General features: G+C 71.5%; 17 protein-coding genes. 9 read left to right on the plus strand and 8 right to left on the minus strand.

The annotated features are described in order from the left end of the window. The first annotated feature begins 150 nt into the window (after positions 1 to 150). On the plus strand, positions 151 to 702 hold the full coding sequence (locus AC0VYL_RS07715) for a TetR/AcrR family transcriptional regulator (RefSeq protein ID WP_475482714.1): 552 nt from the start codon (positions 151 to 153) through the stop codon (positions 700 to 702). Here the strand turns inward: AC0VYL_RS07715 and AC0VYL_RS07720 are convergent. Then, positions 689 to 1,225, minus strand: a complete 537-nt coding sequence (locus AC0VYL_RS07720) for a GNAT family N-acetyltransferase (protein ID WP_475482715.1) — start codon at positions 1,223 to 1,225, stop codon at positions 689 to 691. The two genes, AC0VYL_RS07715 and AC0VYL_RS07720, sit on opposite strands and share 14 nt — an antisense overlap. 487 nt (positions 1,226 to 1,712) lie before the next feature. Here AC0VYL_RS07720 and manA point away from each other — a divergent pair, with 487 nt between their 5' ends. The 3 genes from manA (at position 1,713) to AC0VYL_RS07735 (ending at position 3,985) form a co-directional block, all read left to right on the plus strand. Further along, on the plus strand, positions 1,713 to 2,912 hold the full coding sequence (gene manA, locus AC0VYL_RS07725; protein WP_475482716.1) for a mannose-6-phosphate isomerase, class I: 1,200 nt from the start codon (positions 1,713 to 1,715) through the stop codon (positions 2,910 to 2,912). Positions 2,913 to 2,981: 69 nt separating this feature from the next. Continuing rightward, complete coding sequence (locus tag AC0VYL_RS07730) at positions 2,982 to 3,365, plus strand: VOC family protein (RefSeq protein WP_026129412.1); 384 nt, start codon at positions 2,982 to 2,984, stop codon at positions 3,363 to 3,365. Positions 3,366 to 3,610: 245 nt separating this feature from the next. Beyond that, a complete protein-coding gene (locus AC0VYL_RS07735; protein WP_475460713.1) occupies positions 3,611 to 3,985 on the plus strand; it encodes an FKBP-type peptidyl-prolyl cis-trans isomerase in 375 nt (124 codons plus the stop codon). 116 nt (positions 3,986 to 4,101) lie between these two features. Here AC0VYL_RS07735 and AC0VYL_RS07740 read toward each other — a convergent pair whose 3' ends face one another. Beyond that, positions 4,102 to 5,277 carry an acyl-CoA dehydrogenase family protein gene (locus tag AC0VYL_RS07740; RefSeq protein WP_475460714.1) on the minus strand — a complete coding sequence of 392 codons (1,176 nt, stop codon included), beginning with the start codon at positions 5,275 to 5,277 and terminating at the stop codon, positions 4,102 to 4,104. A gap of 203 nt (positions 5,278 to 5,480) precedes the next feature. On the opposite strand from AC0VYL_RS07740, the gene AC0VYL_RS07745 reads away from it, so the two are divergent. Beyond that, a complete protein-coding gene (locus tag AC0VYL_RS07745; RefSeq protein ID WP_475482717.1) occupies positions 5,481 to 6,122 on the plus strand; it encodes a TetR/AcrR family transcriptional regulator in 642 nt (213 codons plus the stop codon). Between the two features lie 13 nt (positions 6,123 to 6,135). On the opposite strand, the gene AC0VYL_RS07750 is transcribed toward AC0VYL_RS07745, so the two are convergent. From AC0VYL_RS07750 to AC0VYL_RS07765, 4 genes are all read right to left on the minus strand, one after another. Beyond that, positions 6,136 to 6,714, minus strand: coding sequence for a TetR/AcrR family transcriptional regulator (locus tag AC0VYL_RS07750; RefSeq protein ID WP_475482718.1), 579 nt, complete (start codon positions 6,712 to 6,714; stop codon positions 6,136 to 6,138). 330 nt (positions 6,715 to 7,044) lie between these two features. Then, a complete protein-coding gene (locus tag AC0VYL_RS07755) occupies positions 7,045 to 8,007 on the minus strand; it encodes an SDR family NAD(P)-dependent oxidoreductase (protein WP_475482719.1) in 963 nt (320 codons plus the stop codon). A gap of 534 nt (positions 8,008 to 8,541) precedes the next feature. Beyond that, positions 8,542 to 10,200 carry a hypothetical protein gene (locus tag AC0VYL_RS07760; protein WP_475482720.1) on the minus strand — a complete coding sequence of 553 codons (1,659 nt, stop codon included), beginning with the start codon at positions 10,198 to 10,200 and terminating at the stop codon, positions 8,542 to 8,544. Next, the gene (locus AC0VYL_RS07765; RefSeq protein WP_475460719.1) at positions 10,185 to 10,961 is read right to left on the minus strand and encodes an ABC transporter ATP-binding protein; all 777 of its coding nucleotides are present in this window, start codon (positions 10,959 to 10,961) and stop codon (positions 10,185 to 10,187) included. Before AC0VYL_RS07765 ends, AC0VYL_RS07760 begins: the two co-directional genes overlap by 16 nt. A 169-nt stretch (positions 10,962 to 11,130) precedes the next feature. Between AC0VYL_RS07765 and AC0VYL_RS07770 the strand changes: the two genes are divergently transcribed. Both AC0VYL_RS07770 and AC0VYL_RS07775 read left to right on the plus strand, forming a co-directional pair. After that, a complete protein-coding gene (locus AC0VYL_RS07770) occupies positions 11,131 to 12,369 on the plus strand; it encodes a sensor histidine kinase (RefSeq protein ID WP_475482721.1) in 1,239 nt (412 codons plus the stop codon). Further along, a complete protein-coding gene (locus tag AC0VYL_RS07775) occupies positions 12,369 to 13,082 on the plus strand; it encodes a response regulator (protein ID WP_475460721.1) in 714 nt (237 codons plus the stop codon). Before AC0VYL_RS07770 ends, AC0VYL_RS07775 begins: the two co-directional genes overlap by 1 nt. Before the next feature lie 144 nt (positions 13,083 to 13,226). On the opposite strand, the gene AC0VYL_RS07780 is transcribed toward AC0VYL_RS07775, so the two are convergent. Continuing rightward, positions 13,227 to 13,802, minus strand: a complete 576-nt coding sequence (locus AC0VYL_RS07780; protein WP_475482722.1) for a TetR/AcrR family transcriptional regulator — start codon at positions 13,800 to 13,802, stop codon at positions 13,227 to 13,229. 101 nt (positions 13,803 to 13,903) lie between these two features. On the opposite strand from AC0VYL_RS07780, the gene AC0VYL_RS07785 reads away from it, so the two are divergent. After that, positions 13,904 to 15,376, plus strand: a complete 1,473-nt coding sequence (locus AC0VYL_RS07785) for an FAD-dependent monooxygenase (protein ID WP_475482723.1) — start codon at positions 13,904 to 13,906, stop codon at positions 15,374 to 15,376. A gap of 3 nt (positions 15,377 to 15,379) precedes the next feature. On the opposite strand, the gene AC0VYL_RS07790 is transcribed toward AC0VYL_RS07785, so the two are convergent. Beyond that, positions 15,380 to 16,771, minus strand: a complete 1,392-nt coding sequence (locus AC0VYL_RS07790) for an MATE family efflux transporter (protein ID WP_475482724.1) — start codon at positions 16,769 to 16,771, stop codon at positions 15,380 to 15,382. 98 nt (positions 16,772 to 16,869) lie between these two features. On the opposite strand from AC0VYL_RS07790, the gene AC0VYL_RS07795 reads away from it, so the two are divergent. After that, positions 16,870 to 17,316, plus strand: coding sequence for a carboxymuconolactone decarboxylase family protein (locus AC0VYL_RS07795; protein ID WP_475460725.1), 447 nt, complete (start codon positions 16,870 to 16,872; stop codon positions 17,314 to 17,316). The last annotated feature ends 38 nt before the right edge of the window (positions 17,317 to 17,354 follow it).

Raw genomic sequence — 17,354 nt, forward strand, 5'->3', positions numbered from 1 at the left:
GAGGGCGCGGGCCCGGTGGGGAGTCGGTGCTGACCGGGCTGTGGACGGGAAGTCTGGTCGACCGGGGTGCGGCACGGTGGTGCGGGCACGATCCGGGACTCTTCAACCGTCCAGCCGGTACAGTACCGTCCAGCCGGTACAGTGTCAATCGTGAGTACATCGAACACGCGGGATCGCATCCTCGACGCCTTACAAGACATCCTGATCGCCGAAGGTTATTCCTCGGTGACCCTGGAAGCGGTTGCACGCGCCGCCGAGGTGTCCAAGGGCGGGCTGCTCTACCACTTCCCCTCCAAGTCGGCCATGATGGTCGGCCTCATGGAGCGCGTCCGCGCGCTGGCGGAGGAGGAGTTCCGTGAGGCGGTCGAGAGCGAGGAGGGCGTGGTCCGCTACTTCCTGCGCACGTCGCTGCCGCAGACCGCTGTGGAGGGCGAGCTGTACTGGGCGGTCATCGCGGCCCTGCGCAGCAAGGAGGACATCCCCCCGGAGGCGGGCGTCCTCGTGAAGGAGCTCTTCACCCGCTGGGGTGAGCTTCTGCACGCCGAGCTCACGGACCCCGTGCTGGCCGAGACCATCCGCCTCACCGGGGACGGCATGTACATGTCCTCGATCGCCGGGCTGGGGAGCCCCGACCCGGAGCTGACCCAGCAGGTCGTCGACCGTTTGACCGAGGCCTCGGACCGGGTGCTCAGGGACCGCTGAGGCCCGCCTTCCGTCCGTCGTGGGGTCGGAGGCGGTCCTCGAACACCTGGACCTCCCTGTCCCCGACCGGCACGCGCACGGTCGGCGTGAACCCCTGGCGTTCGTAGTAGCGGATGAGTGCGCCGTCACCGCCCGACCAGCAGTCCACCCGGACCAGGGAGATCCCGCGTTCGCGGGCCTGGTCCCGGGCGTGGTCGAGGAGCCGGCCGCCGACGTCGCGGCCCGCGTACCGTCGGTCGGTCAGGAGCAGGCGCACGTAGACCTCCCGTTCGTCCGCGGGCGGCGCGTAGTCGAGGGCGGACTCGCTGATGACCAGGGCGCCCGCCGTGGCCCCGTCGATCTCGGCGAACCAGAGGCCGTCCGAGGCGAGCCCGCGCACCATCTCGACCCTCTCGGGGATCTGCGACCAGGGTCGGGTGCCCCACTGACCGGCGGATCCGCGCTCGGTGAGCCAGACGACGGCCTCGTCGAAGAGCCGCAGGATTTCGTCGGTGTCGTCCGTGCCGCCTCGACGCAGTCGCATGGGGCTGGCTCCTTGGTGCTTGGTGGTCCCCGGGTCGGGGCACCCTACTGGTCAGGGGCCTCGGAGGGCATCCGGTTTTTCCCGGGTGCCCGGTCGGTTTCCGGGGTCATGGTGTCCAGGCCAGTCAGGGTGGTGAGGACCACCGGAATCCCGAGGATCCGTGCGGTGACGGGCCCCTTCGGAGCGGGCCTCTTCGTCACGCGGATGGCATCATGAGTCACCCTGGAGGGCACCGTCAGTTGTCTCTGGAAGGTGACAGTGTGGTGCTGTTCACGTGTCCTCGAACGTGGTTTACTTCCCAGTAACTTCGTTGCCGTCACCGGGCGCCGGGTCCACGGGTGCCTGCCCAACTGGCGAGGTGAAGTGTGCACTACCGCGAGATGTGGGGCGTGCCGTGTCGACCGGGAGGCTTCTCTTGGCAAGACTGTTCACACCTCACCGGAGCGTCCACGGGGTGAGAACACGCCGACGGGAAAGCGGGGAGCGGATGCACAGGCTCACCAACCGGGTACGACCGTACGCCTGGGGAGCACGCGCTGCCATTCCTCGTCTGCTGGGCACCGACCCCGACGGCACCCCCCAGGCCGAGCTCTGGCTGGGCGCCCACCACGGCGCCCCCAGCACCGCGCACTGCGACGACGGCGACAGACCCCTCCCCGAACTCATCTCCGAGGACCCGCGGCGCGTGCTGGGCCACCACACCGCCGAACGCTTCGGCGCCCGCCTCCCCTACCTTCTGAAGTTCCTCGCGGCCGAGGCCCCGCTCTCACTCCAGGTCCACCCCGACGCCGCACGGGCCCGCTCCGGGTTCGAGGCCGAGGAGCGCGCGGGGATCCCGCTCGACGCCCCCCACCGCAACTACCGCGACCCCCACCACAAACCGGAGCTCCTCCTCGCTCTGGAGCCGTTCGAGGCCCTGTGCGGGTTCCGTGAACCCGCCGCCACCGTGGCCGACCTCATCGGGCTCGACAACGACCTGGCCACCGCCCTTCGCGAGGACCTGTCCGACGGCGACACCCACGCGGCGCTCCGTGCGGCCCTCACCCGTCTGCTGACCCTCCCCACCCCGGACCGGAGCCGGATGATCGAGGAGTTCGTCCGGGAGTGGTCGGGTGGCGGCGGACGCGGCCCCCACACGGAGATCGTCACCGACCTGGCCACCCGCTACCCCGGGGACCCGGGCGCGGTCGCGGCGCTACTGCTCAACAGGGTCACGCTCTGGCCCGGCCAGGCCCTCTTCCTCCCGGCGGGCAACATGCACGCCTACCTCCAGGGCACCGCGGTGGAGGTGATGGCCAGCTCCGACAACGTGCTCCGGGCCGGGCTGACCGCCAAGCACGTGGACGCCCCCGAACTGCTCGACGTGGTGGACTTCTCGGTCCTGCCCATCCCGTACGCCCAGCCGGGCTTCCTGGACGGCCGTCGGGAGTTCCGCCCGGCGGCCCCGGAGTTCGCGCTCCACGAGATCGGCCCGGGCCGGATCACCGCCCACCTGCCGGGCGACGGGCCCACGGTGGTCCTGGCCCTGCACGGGACCGTGGACCTGGTCGCCGAGGTCGGTGAGGGGGTCACCCTCGGCCGGGGGGAGTCCGTGTTCGTCCAGGCCGACAGCGGGCCGATCAAGGTGGAGGGCCACGGCCACGTCGTCGCCGCCACCGTCGGGGAGCACGGGCGCGCGCGGGTGTGACCTCGGGCCTCCCGACGCGGAGCCGAAATCCGCTGGCGCGCCGGGCGGTGGCCGACCATGCTGGCGTCCATGACTTCCTCGGTGCTGAACATCGCGATCGACTGTGCGGACGCCTACGAGCTGGCCCGGTTCTGGAGCGGGGTGACCGGGCGCCCCCTGCATCCGGAGGACCGGCCGGGTGAGCCGGAGACCCAGGTGATGTTGGCGGAGGGGCCGGTGCTGCACTTCAACCAGGTACCCGACGCGAAGACGGTCAAGAACCGCCTGCACCTGTGCCTGCGCCCGGAGACCTCCCGGGAACAGGAGGTGGAGCGGCTGCTGGGGATCGGCGCCGCGTTCGTCGGTGACCACCGCAACGCGGACGGCTCCGGCTGGGTGGTCCTCGCTGACCCCGAGGGCAACGAGTTCTGTGTGCTCCGCAGCGCATCCGACCGGGCCGCGACGGGTTCCTGAACCCCGGGCCTCCAGTCCCCCCTCTGTCCTCGGGCCTCCGGGACCCGGACCCCGGGCCCGACCGCCGGGCACTCCGGGCCTTCCGCCCTGGGACGGTCCCGTCGTGGAGGCCGGTACCCCGAGTCCCCGGATTCCCGGATCGTGGACCCCGACTTCCGGCCCTTTTGCGCACTCTGTCCGGGCCATCGGTCACCACCGATAGCCTGGGCCTCTCTGTTCACGTCTTCAACGAGGGGACCCACACCATGGCGCTTGAGCGTCCCGAGATCGACTTCATCGACGGCCCGCCGCCCGCGGACCTCCAGATCACCGACCTCACCGTCGGCGAGGGCGACCAGGCCGGGCACGGCAGCACCGTCAGCGTGCAGTACGTCGGTGTCTCGCACTCCACCGGCGAGGAGTTCGACGCCAGCTGGAACCGCGGCGAGCCCCTGCGCTTCAAGCTGGGCGCCCGTCAGGTCATCTCCGGCTGGGACCAGGGTGTCCTGGGCATGCGCGTCGGCGGCCGCCGTCAGCTGGTCATCCCGCCGAACCTGGCCTACGGCGACCGCGGCGCCGGTGCCCTCATCAAGCCGGGGGAGACCCTGGTGTTCGTCGTCGACCTGGTCGACGTCAACTAGGACAGTGCGCTCCGTTCCTCCGGCTGCCAGGGTTCACCGAAGCCGGGCGGGGGCGGGCGAACCGGGGCCCGTGCCGCGCTCCCACGCGCGGCACGGGCCCCTTCGTGTTCCCGTCCCTACCTGAGGGTCGCCCCCACCTTCACGTGGCCCTTGAGCAGGTCGCGGGCGATGGTGCGGCGCTGGATCTCGTCGGTTCCCTCGAAGATGCGCAGCAGCCGCAGGTCGCGGTAGAAGCGCTCGACCGGCAGCTCCCGGGTGTAGCCCATGCCGCCGTGGATCTGCATGACGCGGTCGACGATCTCGTTGGCCTTCACGCCGCCGAACAGCTTGGCGATCGACTGCGCGTGCCGTGAGTCCAGGCCCCGCGCGACCTGCCAGGCGGCGTGCAGCACCAGCAGCCGCAGCGCCTCGATCTCGGTCTGGGAGTCGGCGATCATCCACTGGATGGCCTGCCGGTCCGCGATGGGCGCGCCGAAGGTCTCCCGTGTCCTGGCGTACTCGATACCCATGTCGAGCAGACGTTCGCAGCCGCCCAGGGCGCGGGCGGGCAGCAGGTAGCGGCCCCGGCCGATCCACTTCATGGCGAGGGAGAAGCCCCTGCCCTCCTCACCGAGGACGTTCTCGTGGGGGACGCGCACGTCCTGGAAGACCAGGGAGGCGGGGCGGCGCTCGCCCATGGTGTCGATGGGCTCGGAGGTCCAGCCCATGTCGCGGTCCACGAGGAAGCAGGTCACACCGCCGTCGGCGCCCCTCTCGGGGTCGGTGACCGCGAAGACCAGGGCGAAGTCGGCCTCCTCGCCGCCGGTGATGAAGGTCTTCTCGCCGTTGATCACCCACTCGTCGCCGTCGCGGACGGCCCGTGTGCGGATGGCCTTGGCGTCGGAGCCCGCTCCGGGTTCGGTGATGGCGAAGCAGGACCTGCGCTCACCCTCGATCGTGGGGACCAGGTAGGTGCGCTTCTGCTCCTCGTTGGCGTGGAAGAGGATGTTGTCGGCCTCGCCGCCGAACTTGAAGGTGAGGAAGGTCCGGCCGAGTTCGGTCTCGATGAGGGCCTCGGTGACGGCGTCCAGACCCATGCCGCCGTACTCCTCGGGAGTGGACACGCCCCAGAAGTCGGACCTGCGGGCGAGTGCGCGCAGCCGGGTTCTCTCCTCGTGGTTCAGCCCGGGCGGGTGGCCCTCGCGTTCTCGGCGCAGCACGTCGTTCTCCAGCGGCATGAGCTCCCGCTCGACGAAGGTCCGCACCCAGCTCTGGATGGCGCGCTGTTCTTCGCTCAGTGAGAAATCAATCACGGCTGCTCCCAGATAACCTAACGCTGTTCGGTTATTTGAGGGTACGTCGCGCTCGTCAACGGGCGCAAGGGGTCGGACGAAGGACGGGGGACGTGGCGGTACCGGTCGTGTTCGACGGGAGGCGGGGCGCCACCGTGCGATGATCAGCGCTGACGCCGGACGGCCCGGCGCGGAAGAGAGCAGCGCGGAAGGGGAGCCCCGCCGTGGCCAGACCCAAGACACCGATCCTGAGCAGACCGGCCATCCGGCAGGCCGCGCTCACGCTCATCGACCGGGACGGGCTGGAGCAGCTGTCCATGCGCAAGCTCGCCCAGGAGCTCGCCGTGCAGGCCGCCTCGCTGTACAGCCACTACCGGACCAAGGAGGAGCTCCTCAGCGAGGTCGCGGAGGAGGCCACCACGCACATCGACGTGTCGGCCTTCGGCGGCGGCGACTGGCGTGAGGGCCTGGCCGTGTGGGCCCGTTCCTACCGGGCGGCCCTCGCCCAGCACCCCAATCTGCTCCCGGTGATCGCCGCCGGACCCGGCCGCCGTGAGGAGGCGCTGCGCCGGGCCGACGCCGTGCACGGCGGGCTCGTGGGCGCGGGCTGGCCGCCCCGCTACGCGACGATGATCGGCGCCTCCACCAAGTACCTGGTGGTGGGCGCGGCGACGCACTCCTTCGCGGGCGGATTCGACGACGACGTGTGGGTGTACCAGGACCGCTACCCGAACCTGTCCCAGGCCCACCGGCTGGCCGAGGTCGCGGCGGAGATCGACGAGGACAGCTTCGAACTGGCGTTGACCGCCTTCCTCGACGGCCTGGCCCCGGTCTACGAGAGGGTCCGTGTGCGGTCCGGCGAGTGATTGCCGAGGACGATCAGGGGGATGGCGCGGTGGAGTCGATCCACTCGCACAGCAGGTCCAGCCCCGCCTCGGCGCGCCCCAGGTCGCCGGTGGACAGGTAGTCGGCCTCCAGCCCGCCGAAGGACGCGTTGAGCAGGGTGGCGAGACTGAGGGCTCGGTCCGGCGGCGCGCCGCGCAGGGTCAGGCAGGAGGCGACGAACTCCGCGCGCCCGCGCAGGAACCCGGCACTGGACGCCGGTAAGCGCCCGGCGGAGGCCAGCCCCTCGATCTCCCGGATGAGCCGGGTCATGGGGAGTTCCGGGCCGAGGTTGCGCTGCCAGGAGTCGCGGACGATGTCGGAGACCGGGACGGCCGCGTCCTCCCACCCCTTGGTGGCCAGCAGCGACCGGTGCTGGCGCTCGTCCAACCGGGCGAGGACCGCCGAGAGCAGGTCCTCGCGGTCGGTGAAGTGGTGGGTGAGCACGCGGGTGCTCTGCCCCAGCCCCTGGGCGAGTCCGCGCAGCGTGAAACCGCTGATGCCGGTGTCCGCGAGCTGTTCGATCACGGCGTCCAGGACCTCGCGTCGCCTTGCGGGGTCGGCCTTCCGAGCCATCTGTACCTCCTGCTGGTCCTCCCGGGAACAACTCTGGCACAGGCGCCGGGGTGGCCGACGCCGCGCGCGGGGCGCCCCGTCGGACGGAGCGCCCCGCGATGCGTTCGGACGGGTGCGGGCCTCGGAGAGTACGGGCCCGGGCCCGGCAGGGGAGCCGGAACGAACGGGCTCGGATGGAATCAGGTGCGGTCGAGGGCGTTCACCCCGCTGAGCTCGGCGGACGCGCTCACCGGCCCTCGGGAGCGCGTGCGCTCGGGCCTTGGTGGAGGCGTTGACGCCGGTGGGCTGGTCACGTCCACCGGCGTCAGGGGAGGGTGCGCCCACCCGGGCTCAGGTCCGCGCGAAGGCGTTGACGCCGGTGAGCTCGGCCGACCACGCCCACAGCCGCTCGGCCTGCTCCGGGTCGCGGGCGTGCTCGGCCACTCCGCCCTCGCCCTGTGCGGGGTCGGCCGATTCCGGGAGTTCGGCGACGTCGCAGTTCTCGCAGTACAGCCCGCCCAGGTCCGCGAGCTGCGGGGAGGTGGCCGCCCACACCTGGGTGGCGGCACCCTGCTCGGGTGTCTTGAAGGTGGGGTCGATGATGTCGCCCTGCTCGTCGATCCACCCCTGGTCGACCTTCTCCCGGGTGGTGAGGTGCCGCTGGAGCGGGGTGAGGATCGCTCCCGGATGCAGGGAGAAGGACCGCACTCCGTGCTCACGAGCGAGTCGGTCCAGGTGCACGGCGAAGAGGACGTTGGCGGTCTTGGACTGTCCGTAGGCCTGCCAGCGGTCGTAGCCCTCCGCGAACCACGGGTCCTGCCACCGGATACCGGAGGCGTGGTGTGCGCCGGAGGAGACCGAGACCACCCGGGCACCGTCGCTGAGCCGGGGCCACAGGCGGTTGACCAGGGCGAAGTGTCCCAGGTGGTTGACGGCGAACTGGGCCTCCCAGCCGGGTCCGACCACGGCGTGGGGGCTGGCCATGATCCCGGCGCTGTTGATCACCAGGTCGATCCGGTCGTAGGGGAAGGAGTCGGCGAAGTTCCGCACGCCGTCCAGGTGGGCCAGGTCCAGTGCGGCGGTCTCGGCACCGGGAATCCCGGCCAGCGCCTCCTTGGCGGACTCGGGCCTGCGGGCCGGGACGACCACACGGGCGCCCGCCGCGGCGAGGGCCCGTGTGGTCTCCAGGCCGATGCCCGAGTAGCCGCCGGTCACCAGGGCGACGTGTCCGGTGAGGTCGATGCCGTCGAGGACGTCGGTCGCGGTGCTGCGCATGCCGAATCCGGAGCCGATCCTGCTCTGTTGCGTGGTCATGCGGCTCACGCTAGGACCTGGAGCGCGCACCAGGTCAAATCTCACGCGCGGTGCCCTGAGCGTGCCGAAGGCGGGCGGGGGCGCGGCCTTCGCGGCCTGCTGAAGGGGAGGTGACCGGGCTCCGGTGAACCGAGGGTGGTGGGTGGCCCGGGGCCACAGGTTGTTCACGGACCAGAAGGCGGGTTTCGCACGCTCGGGAAAGGTGGCCGGTGTTCCCCGAGTTCCGGTTGGGGCGTGGGAACGCCCCGGAGGGAGGGCGATGACGACGGTTGTCCACAGGCACGGACTCGGGGCTTGTGGCGCGTCGCGGGCTCCCGGAGGATCGAAGGTGCAAGGTCTATCCAGGAGGTGGTGCGGGGTGTGGCAGGCGGTGCGGTGGACGTGGGAGGAACTCTGGCGGTGGATACGGGGGAGGGCGCGCAAACCCGGATGGGCGCGAGCGGTGGGCAGGGCCCTGGACGGGGGTGCGCCGGTGGTGGCCCCGGGCCACCACCGGCGCCGCTCTTCCGTGGGTGTCTCGTGAATCCCCGGCCCTCAGGAGCCGGTGGGCTTGGTGTCCACGTTGGTGGACAGCGCGCCGCGCTCCAGTTGGTCCAGCAGCCCCCCGCCGGAACGGGGCGTGGACTCTGCGGCCACGGCCTTGCCGTAGCGGATGCGGGTGAAGGTCTCCGGCAGCCGCTTCTCCAGACGCCGGTGGGCGGTTCGGCCCAGCAGCCAGGCGAGCAGTACCCCGTTGGCCAGGGCCACCGGAACGGCCAGCCAGGGCACGCCCTGGACACCGGCCCACACGAGGGCCCCGAACGTGGGAGCCGACAACAACGGTAGGGCGACCAGAGTGATCCACACCTGGATCTGGTTGTCACCGGCATCGTTGGCGTCCACCCGCAGGTGGGGGTCCACTCCCGGGGTGACGGCCACCACCGACAACAGGATGGTCAGCCCGGCGGTCACCCCCAGGAACACCAGCAGGCTCGACACCACGTAAGGAACGGCCCAGTACGCACCGGAGGCGACCACGGCCGCCACGCTCAGCGCCGCCGATGACGGGCCCGCGAGCAGGGCGAACGCGATCTGTCTTCCCCGCACGTCGGCGCGGAGGGTGTCGCGTCCCTGGCCGACCACGGTCAGCCACAGGGCGGTGCCGTCGTGCCCGTACAGGTTGGCGCCGCCCATACCGATGACCAACAGTGCCACCACCCCCGCGAAGGGGGCGACCTGCGGTAGGTGGCCGATCAGCCCGATCACCCCGATGATGAGGCCCGTCCACAGGGCGGCGCGCAGTTCCAGGCCGCGCCACGGGTCCCGCCACCACTGACGCAGCTCCTTGCCGACCACCGCGCCCAGAGGGGTGTCCGGCAGGAACGAACGACCGCCGAGCAGTACCCGCGAGCCCAGCGGCCGCGACCGTCTCCGCACTCCGCGGGGGGCCACGCTCGGAGCCAGCAGGCGCACGGTGACCAGCACCGTCACCAGGGTCAGTGCGCCGAGCCCGCCCAACCAGCCGAAGGCCGCGCCCCACGAACCCGTGGCGGCCGCGTCCACCGCCAGCACCGGCCAGGAGGTCGGCACCACGGACAGCACGGTCAGGACCGTGCCCTGGAGCCCCTCCCGGGACAGGCTCGACACGGCCGAGAACGCCGGCTGGACCACCAGCCACCCGAAGAAGAGTCCGGCCAGGATCAGGCCCCACTGCAGGGAGGCGATCTCCATCCCGATCCGGCTGTGCATGGCCGCGCCCAACGCCCGGAACACCAGACGCGACAGCGACACCATGAGCACCAGCAGCGCCAGCATGCCGAGCAGTCCCAGGAACAGCGTGGCCGGATCCGAGGCCCACGCGTGCCAGGCGACCGTCGCCGTGGCCACCAGGGTGAGCAGCGGGCCCGCGCCGACGAAGGCCGTCACCAGCAGCCCGGCACCCACCCGGTCCCGGTCCAGCGGAAGCAGGGTGAAGTACTGCGCCCGCAGCACCCCCACCCCGTTGGTGATCGTGGGACCCAGCAGCCATCCGCAGGCCCAGACCGCGAGGGCCAGCATGAGCAGGCCCGACCGGACCTGGTCGGAGGTGGCCGCCACCGCCAGGTACCAGGTCAGCGCGACCCCCAGGGTGATCATCGCCAGGGAGAAGAACCTCGTGCCGACGGTGCTGTGCCGCCCCAGGGTGATCTTGAGGCGAATCAGGAGTTCAACCACGCCAGATCCCCCTCCCCGACCTCACGGGCCCCGACCAGTCGGACGAAGGTGTCCTCCAGGGTCGCGTCCACGCCCCGGACCTCACCGAGCGTGCCGTCCGCCAGCACCCGCCCCTCCGCGATGATCGCCACCCGGTCGGTGAGCTGCTCCACCAGGGCCATCACGTGGCTGGAGATCACCACGGTGCCGCCACCGTCGGTGAACCGGCGCAGGATCGCCGTCAGCACCCGCGCCGACACCGGGTCCACCGCCTCGTACGGCTCGTCCAGGACCAGCACGTCCGGGGCGTGCAGCAGCGCCGTGGCCAGACCGATCTTCTTACGCATACCGGTGGAGAACTCAGCGACCAGCACGCCGTCGCGTTCCGCGCCGTCCAGTTCGAGGACCTGGAGCAGCTCCCCGGCACGGGTCCGGGTGACGTCGCGGGCCAGACCGCGCAGCCGCCCCCAGTAGTCGAGGAGTTCGCCCCCGGTGAGCCGTTCCGGCAGGGAGAGACCGTCCGGGAGCACGCCCAGACGGCTCTTGGCCCCGATCGGGTCCCGCCACACGTCCAGCCCGAGGACCCGGGCGGTGCCGGAGTCCGGGCGCAGCAGTCCCACCGCCATCGACAACGAGGTGGTCTTGCCCGCGCCGTTGGGGCCGACCAGACCCAACGTGGCGCCGCGCGGCACGGCCAGGCTCACGTGGTCGGCGGCGCGGTTCCCGTTGAAGGTCTTGGTGAGTCCGTCCAGCTCGAGTGCTGGTACGTCAGGGCTAGTCATGGTGCCCATACTCCGGGAACACCGCCCGGAACGCATCGGCCGACCGGACAGAACCGCTGGCCGGGTGACCAGCACGAGCAGCTGGTAACTGGCCTGGTGATCGAGGCGCCGGACGGGCGCGCCGTTCTAGTCTGGAGGCCGGTCAGGACACGAAAGGGGGGAGGGGTACATGGAGCCGAGTCGCCGCAGCCGCCGCGACCTCGTGGTGGACATCCTCCTCGTGGTGTCCGCGGGCGCCTTCGGGTTGATGGGCTACGCCTCCTACGCCACGGACCTGCATCCGACCGACCGGGTGCCCTCCTGGGTCCTCTGGCTGGACCTGGCCTGCCTCCCGCCGGCCTGCGCCGCCCTCTGGTGGCGTCGCGACCACCCGTTGGCCGTGGCGATGGTCGTCGTCCTGCTCGCCTCGTTCTCCACCTCGGTGATCGGCGCGCTGACGGTGTCCATCATCGGGCTGGCCGTCTACCGCCCCCTGCCACAGGCGGTGCTGGGGGCCTTCCTGGCCGTGGTCCTCGGCCTGCCCTGGGTCGCGCTGGTCCCCGACACCACCGGCGACTCCGTCGTCACCGCGATCGTCATCCTGGTGTTGATGAGCGCCTACGTGGCGTGGGGTGCGGCCATCCGCTCCCGCAGGCGACTGGTCGAGCGGTTGCGGGAGGACGTGCGCCGCGAACGCGAACTGAGGGAGGAACGGTTGGCCGCCGCCCGGGTGGACGAACGTCGCCGGATCGCCCGCGAGATGCACGACGTGGTCGCCCACCGCATGTCCCTGCTGTCCGTGCACGCCGGGGCGCTGGCCTACCGCACCGAACGGGCCGAGACCGGGGAGGCCGCGCCGCTCAGGGCCTCGGAGGTGGGTGCGGCGGTCCGGGTGATCCGCGACAACGCGCACCGGGTGCTGGACGAACTCAGCGAGATCCTCACCGTGCTGCGCACGGGTGACCTGTCCGGGGAGGAAGAGGAGCCCCGCCAGCCCCGGCTCGCCGACGTGACCCGTCTGGTGACGGAGGCGGTCGACGCGGGGGAGAAGGTCACCTACACCTCTGACCTGCCCGAGGGGGCCGAGCCGCGTGACCAGGTGCGACGCACCGCCTACCGGGTGGTGCAGGAGGGGCTGACCAACACCCGGAAGCACGCGCCGGGCGCGAAGGTGTCGGTCACGGTGACCGGCTCTCCCGGACGCGAGCTGGTGATCGTGGTCAGCAACGTGCTGCCGATCGGCAGGGCCGCCAGCGAGATCCCCGGAGCCGGGGCGGGGCTGGTGGGCCTGGCTGAACGCGTACACCTGGACGGGGGACACCTGAGACACGGTCCCTCCCGGGGCCGGTTCCAACTGACCGCCGTGCTGCCCTGGCAGGTGGAGCAGCCCGCTGAGTCCGCCGAGGAACACAGCCGAAAGGTGCCATAGTGGAGGCCGTGAACACTCCGGTCCGGGTCCTGCTCGTGGACGATGACGCCCTGGTACGCGCCGGTCTGCGCCTGATGCTCTCCGGAGGGGGCGACATCGAGGTCGTGGGGGAGGCCGAGGACGGCTCCCAGGTGGCGGCCGCCGTGGCCGAGCACCGCCCGGACGTGGTCCTCATGGACGTGCGTATGCCGGAGGTCGACGGAATCGCCGCCACCGCGCGGCTGAGATCGGGCTCGGCAGGAGGGGCGGGACCGGTTCCCGGGCCGCAGGTACTGGTGCTCACCACCTTCGACGCCGACGCCACCGTGGTGCGGGCCCTGCGCGCGGGAGCTGCCGGATACCTGCTCAAGCACACCGATCCGGCGCGGATCGTCGAGGCGGTGCGCCGCGCCGCCCTGGGGGAGCCGGTGTTGTCCCCGAGCGTGGCCCGCGCGCTGATGGACCGGGTGGCCGGAGCCGACCCGGTGGAGCGTTCCGAGGCGCCCACACACCGCGACCGCGCCCGGGCCAGGCTGGCCCTGCTCACCGAACGGGAGCGGGACGTGGCCGAGGCCGTGACCGAGGGGCTGTCCAACACGGAGATCGCGGACCGGCTCCACATGTCCATGGGCACGGTCAAGGCGCACGTGTCCAGCGCGTTGACCAAGCTGGACCTGTCCGGCCGGATTCAGCTGGCGCTGCTCACCCACGACGCCCGCGACCGGGAGGACTGAGGGGCCGGGGGTTGGCCGGGTGGTGGGGTCCGAGCCCGTTACTGACCGGACTGGTCGTGCCCTGCCCCTGGTGCCGCCCCGTGATGCCTGGGGCCGGAGACCGTAGCGGGTTCGGTCGAGATCATGGTGCGGACGGGTTGGGGGTCAGGTCGTGGCGGCGGTGGCCATGGCGGCGGCGAGCGCGTCGCACTCGTGCTCACCGGGGAGAGGCTGACCGGTGGCCAGGCGGGCCATGAGCATCCCGGAGAGCAGGTCCGCCACCAGTCGGGCCCGGCCGGTTCCGGGGAGTTCTCCGCGTTCCACGGCGCGCTCAAGCAGCGCGGTGACCAGATCCAGACGCCGGTCGAGCAGGGTGCGGATGATGACCGCTCCCGCCTGCTCCCGCAGCGCGGCCACGAGGGCGTGCCGGGCCAGGGCCTGGGTGGCGGGCTCCTCGAACACCCGGTGGACGGCGCGCACGGCGAGGGTGAGGTCACCGAGGAGCGAACCGGTGTCGGGGACCTCGATCCGGTCGATGGTGATCTGCTCGGCGGCGGCCAGGATCAGTTCCTGCTTGGTGGAGTAGCGGCGGAACACGCTGGTGCGCCCCACCCCGGCGTGCTGGGCGACCTCGTCGAAGGTCAGGTCGAACCCGCGCTCCGGAAGCAGTTCCACCGTGGCCCGCCGGATGGCCTCGTCCACGGCCGGGTCGGGGCGACGGCCACCTCGTCCCTTGCGCATTTCCTCTCCCGGACTCTTGACTGTGGTTCAGGTACTCGTAGTATCGGTACTAGGAGTTCCGGTATTGAGAGTACCGTTGAATCGCCGTAAGGAGAAGCGGCATGAGCGTCATCGTCGTCGGGGCCGGGCCCACCGGCCTCATGCTCGCGGGGGACCTCGCGGAGGCCGGGACGGACGTCACCGTTCTGGAGAAGCGCGCCGAGGAGTCCAACCTGACCCGCGCCTTCGCTCTGCACGCGCGCACCCTCGAACTCTTCGACATGCGCGGGATCGCTGACGAGATCGTCGAGCAGGGCTTCCCGGTGTCCCAGGTCCGCGTCACCATGGGCGGTCGGGAGGTCGTCCTGGACCTGCACCACCCCGAGAGCCGGTTCAAGTACGTGCTCACCGTCGCCCAGGCCCGGACCGAGACCCTTCTCCAACGCCGCGCCGAACGCCTGGGGGTCCGGATCAGGAGGGGTGCGGAGGTCGTCGGGCTCGACCAGGACGAGGACGGGGTCACCCTCACCGTCCGCTCCCAGGAGGGCCCGTCCACCGAACGCGCCTCCTACGTCGTGGGTACCGACGGGGCGCACAGTGCGGTCCGCTCCCTGATCGGGGTGGGGTTCAGCGGGCGCAGCTACGACACGCACATCATGCTGGCCGACGTCCGCCCGGACCAGGATCTGCCCCGCGCGATCAGCCCCTACGTGGCCGCCGACGGCCTCGCGCTGCTGCCTCCCTACGGGGACGGCTGGTACCGGGCCATCGTCTGGGACCGGAGCCACGAGGACGTGCCCCTCGACCAGCCCGTCAGCAAGGAGGAGCTCAACGACTCCCTGGGACGGATCACCGACGGAGAGGTCAGCGTCGCCGAGGTGAGCTGGTCCACCCGCTTCCTCAGCGAACGCCGTCAGGCGGACCACTACCGCGTGGGCCGGGTCCTGCTTGCCGGGGACGCCGCGCACGTGCACTCCCCGATGGGCGCCATGGGGATGAACACCGGCATCCAGGACGCCGCCAACCTGGCCTGGAAGCTGGTCGCCCAGGAGCGGGGGTGGGCACCCAGCTGGCTGCTCGACACCTACGAGGACGAACGCCATCCGGTGGGCCGCCAGACCCTGCGCGTCACCGACTTCATGCAGCGCATGGCGGTGGCTCCCGGCCTGGTCCGCGCGATCCGGCCCCATCTGGTCCCCCGTCTGGTCCGGGTCCGCCGGGTGTCCACGGCGATGCGCCGACTGGTCTCCGGCCTGAGCGTGCGCTACGACCGGCCGGAGCGGGTGGACGACTCCGCCTCCGTGGGCCGACGCGTTGACGACCTTCCACTGGTCCACGAGGGGGAGACCACACGGTTGTACGAGCTGGTGGATCCCACCCGGTTCACCCTGGTGGACACCACCCGGGTGGGGGCCTCGGCCGAGGCCGCCAAGCCCTGGGCCGACCGCGTGCTGGTCCTGCGGGTCAGGGGCGACCTGCCGGAGGGGGCGGACGCGCTCCTCGTCCGCCCCGACGGCTACGCCGCCTGGAGCGCCGAACGCCCCTCCGCCGAACAGGTGCGTACGGCCCTCACCGAGTGGACCGGTACCGCCTGAGCCTCAGGCGGGGGCTTCCGGCTCCCGCACGACGCGGCGCGACATCCGCAGGAACGAGAACCACTGTGCCACCACCAGGAACGCGGTGGCCCCCGCGTTCGCGCCCCACAGCGCGGTCAGGCCACCGTGCTCCACCAGGGGCACCGAGGCCACCACGAGCGTTCCGTAGCCGAGGGCGAACGCGTACATGGCGGGCCGGGTGTCCTTGAGCCCCAACAACCCCGAGTTGGGCGCCGACTGGAGGGCGTCGAAGGTGCCCACGAGGCACAGCAGAGGGACGAGGGCGACCACCCCGGCGTGCACCCCGGGGTCGTCGGTGAACAGCCACACCAGAGGACCCGCCGCCCACCACAGCAGCGCCCCGCTGACCAGCATCACCGGGAGCGAGACCAGGTAGCTCGACAGGACCGTGCGCACCACCAGGGCCCGGTCCCGGGCCCCGGCCGCCCGCACGGTGAACGGGACGGTGGCCTGGCCCACGCCGACGAAGGAGATGAAGGCCATCCCCACGAGCACCACGGCGACCTGGTGGACGGCGGCCTCCTCGGGGCCGATCCGGGCGACCACCACGGCCAGGACACTCAGCGATCCCGACTTGATCAGCAGCGTCGAACCCGTCGGCAGTCCGACCTTCGCCATCCGGCCGATCCCCGCCCACCGGGGGGCGCCGAACCCGATCCGGTGCCCGCGCAGGATCGTCCCGCGCCTGACCACCGCGAAGTTCAGGCCCACGGTCACCACGTTCATCACGAGCATGGACGCCCCCGCGCCGAACAGTCCCAGAGCCGGGAAGGGGCCCAGCCCGAGCACCAGGGCCGGGGTCGCCACCAACGAGACGGCCACGGCGATCAGGGACAGCGCCAGCACCGCTCGGGTGTGCCCCAACCCGACCAGCAGCACGGTGGTCGCGTTCTTGACCGCCGCCAGGACCACGTACCCGGCCATGAGCAGCGGGTAGAACCCGAGTACCGCCACGGTGGGCTCGGCCACCCCGACCAGGCGCGCGCCCAGGGGAACGGCGAGGATCAGCAGCCCGCCCACGATCCCCAGGAAAAGGCTGAGCCACAGGCTGTCACGGAGCACCGGAGCCAACGCCCGGGGGGAGCCCTCGTTCTCCGTGAAGAAGGGCATGGAGCCCCGCAGGGTGCCGTGCACGACCATGATCATCGGGTTGAACACGGCGATCACCAGCGCGTACGCGGCCAGCTCCACGGTGCCTGTGTTGCCCAGCACCGCGGCGGTGACCGCGCTCCCGACGAGGGTGGACAGCATGGACAGGTAGAGCGGCAGGGCCTTGCCCGCGATCCGCCGGGCGATCGGCCCCGGGCGCTGGGGCAGGTCCGCCGGGGTGGAGGGGGGTTCGGGAACGCGGGTCCGATCGGTGCGTGCTGACATGCGCGGGGAGGACTCCTCAGGGGGTTGGGCCCTGTCCGGAGGGACGGGGTCGTAGCATCTGGCTTGACAGCGTGTCCGATGACGAGGGGACGGTTCTCATGTCCGAAAAGCGCGTGGTGTGGGCGAAGAAGCTGCCGGAGGTCTACAAGAAGCTCGACGAGATCGACCTGGTCATCGCGGGCCACCTGGACGTCAAGCTGCTCGAACTGATCAAGCTCCGGGCCTCCGTCCTCAACGGCTGCGCCTTCTGCGTGGACCTTCATACCCAGAAGGCGCTCAAGGAGGGCGAGTCCCAGCAGCGGCTCTTCCTGGTCTCCACCTGGTACGAGGCCGGTGAGCGGTTCACCGAGCGCGAGCGCGCCGCCCTCGCCCTCACCGACGAGATGACCGAACTCGGCGGCACCGGGGTGTCCGACGAGGCCTACGAGTCGGCCGCCGAGTTCTTCGACGAGACCGAGCTCGCCGCGCTGATGTCCGCCATCGCCATGATCAACCTCTACAACCGGCTCGCGGTCACCAGCCAGCTGCACCCCAAGGAGCGCTAGGGAGTGTTCTCCGTTCCCCGCCGGGCCACGCGCCCGGC

The organism is Nocardiopsis sp. iso_238, from assembly GCF_056173325.1.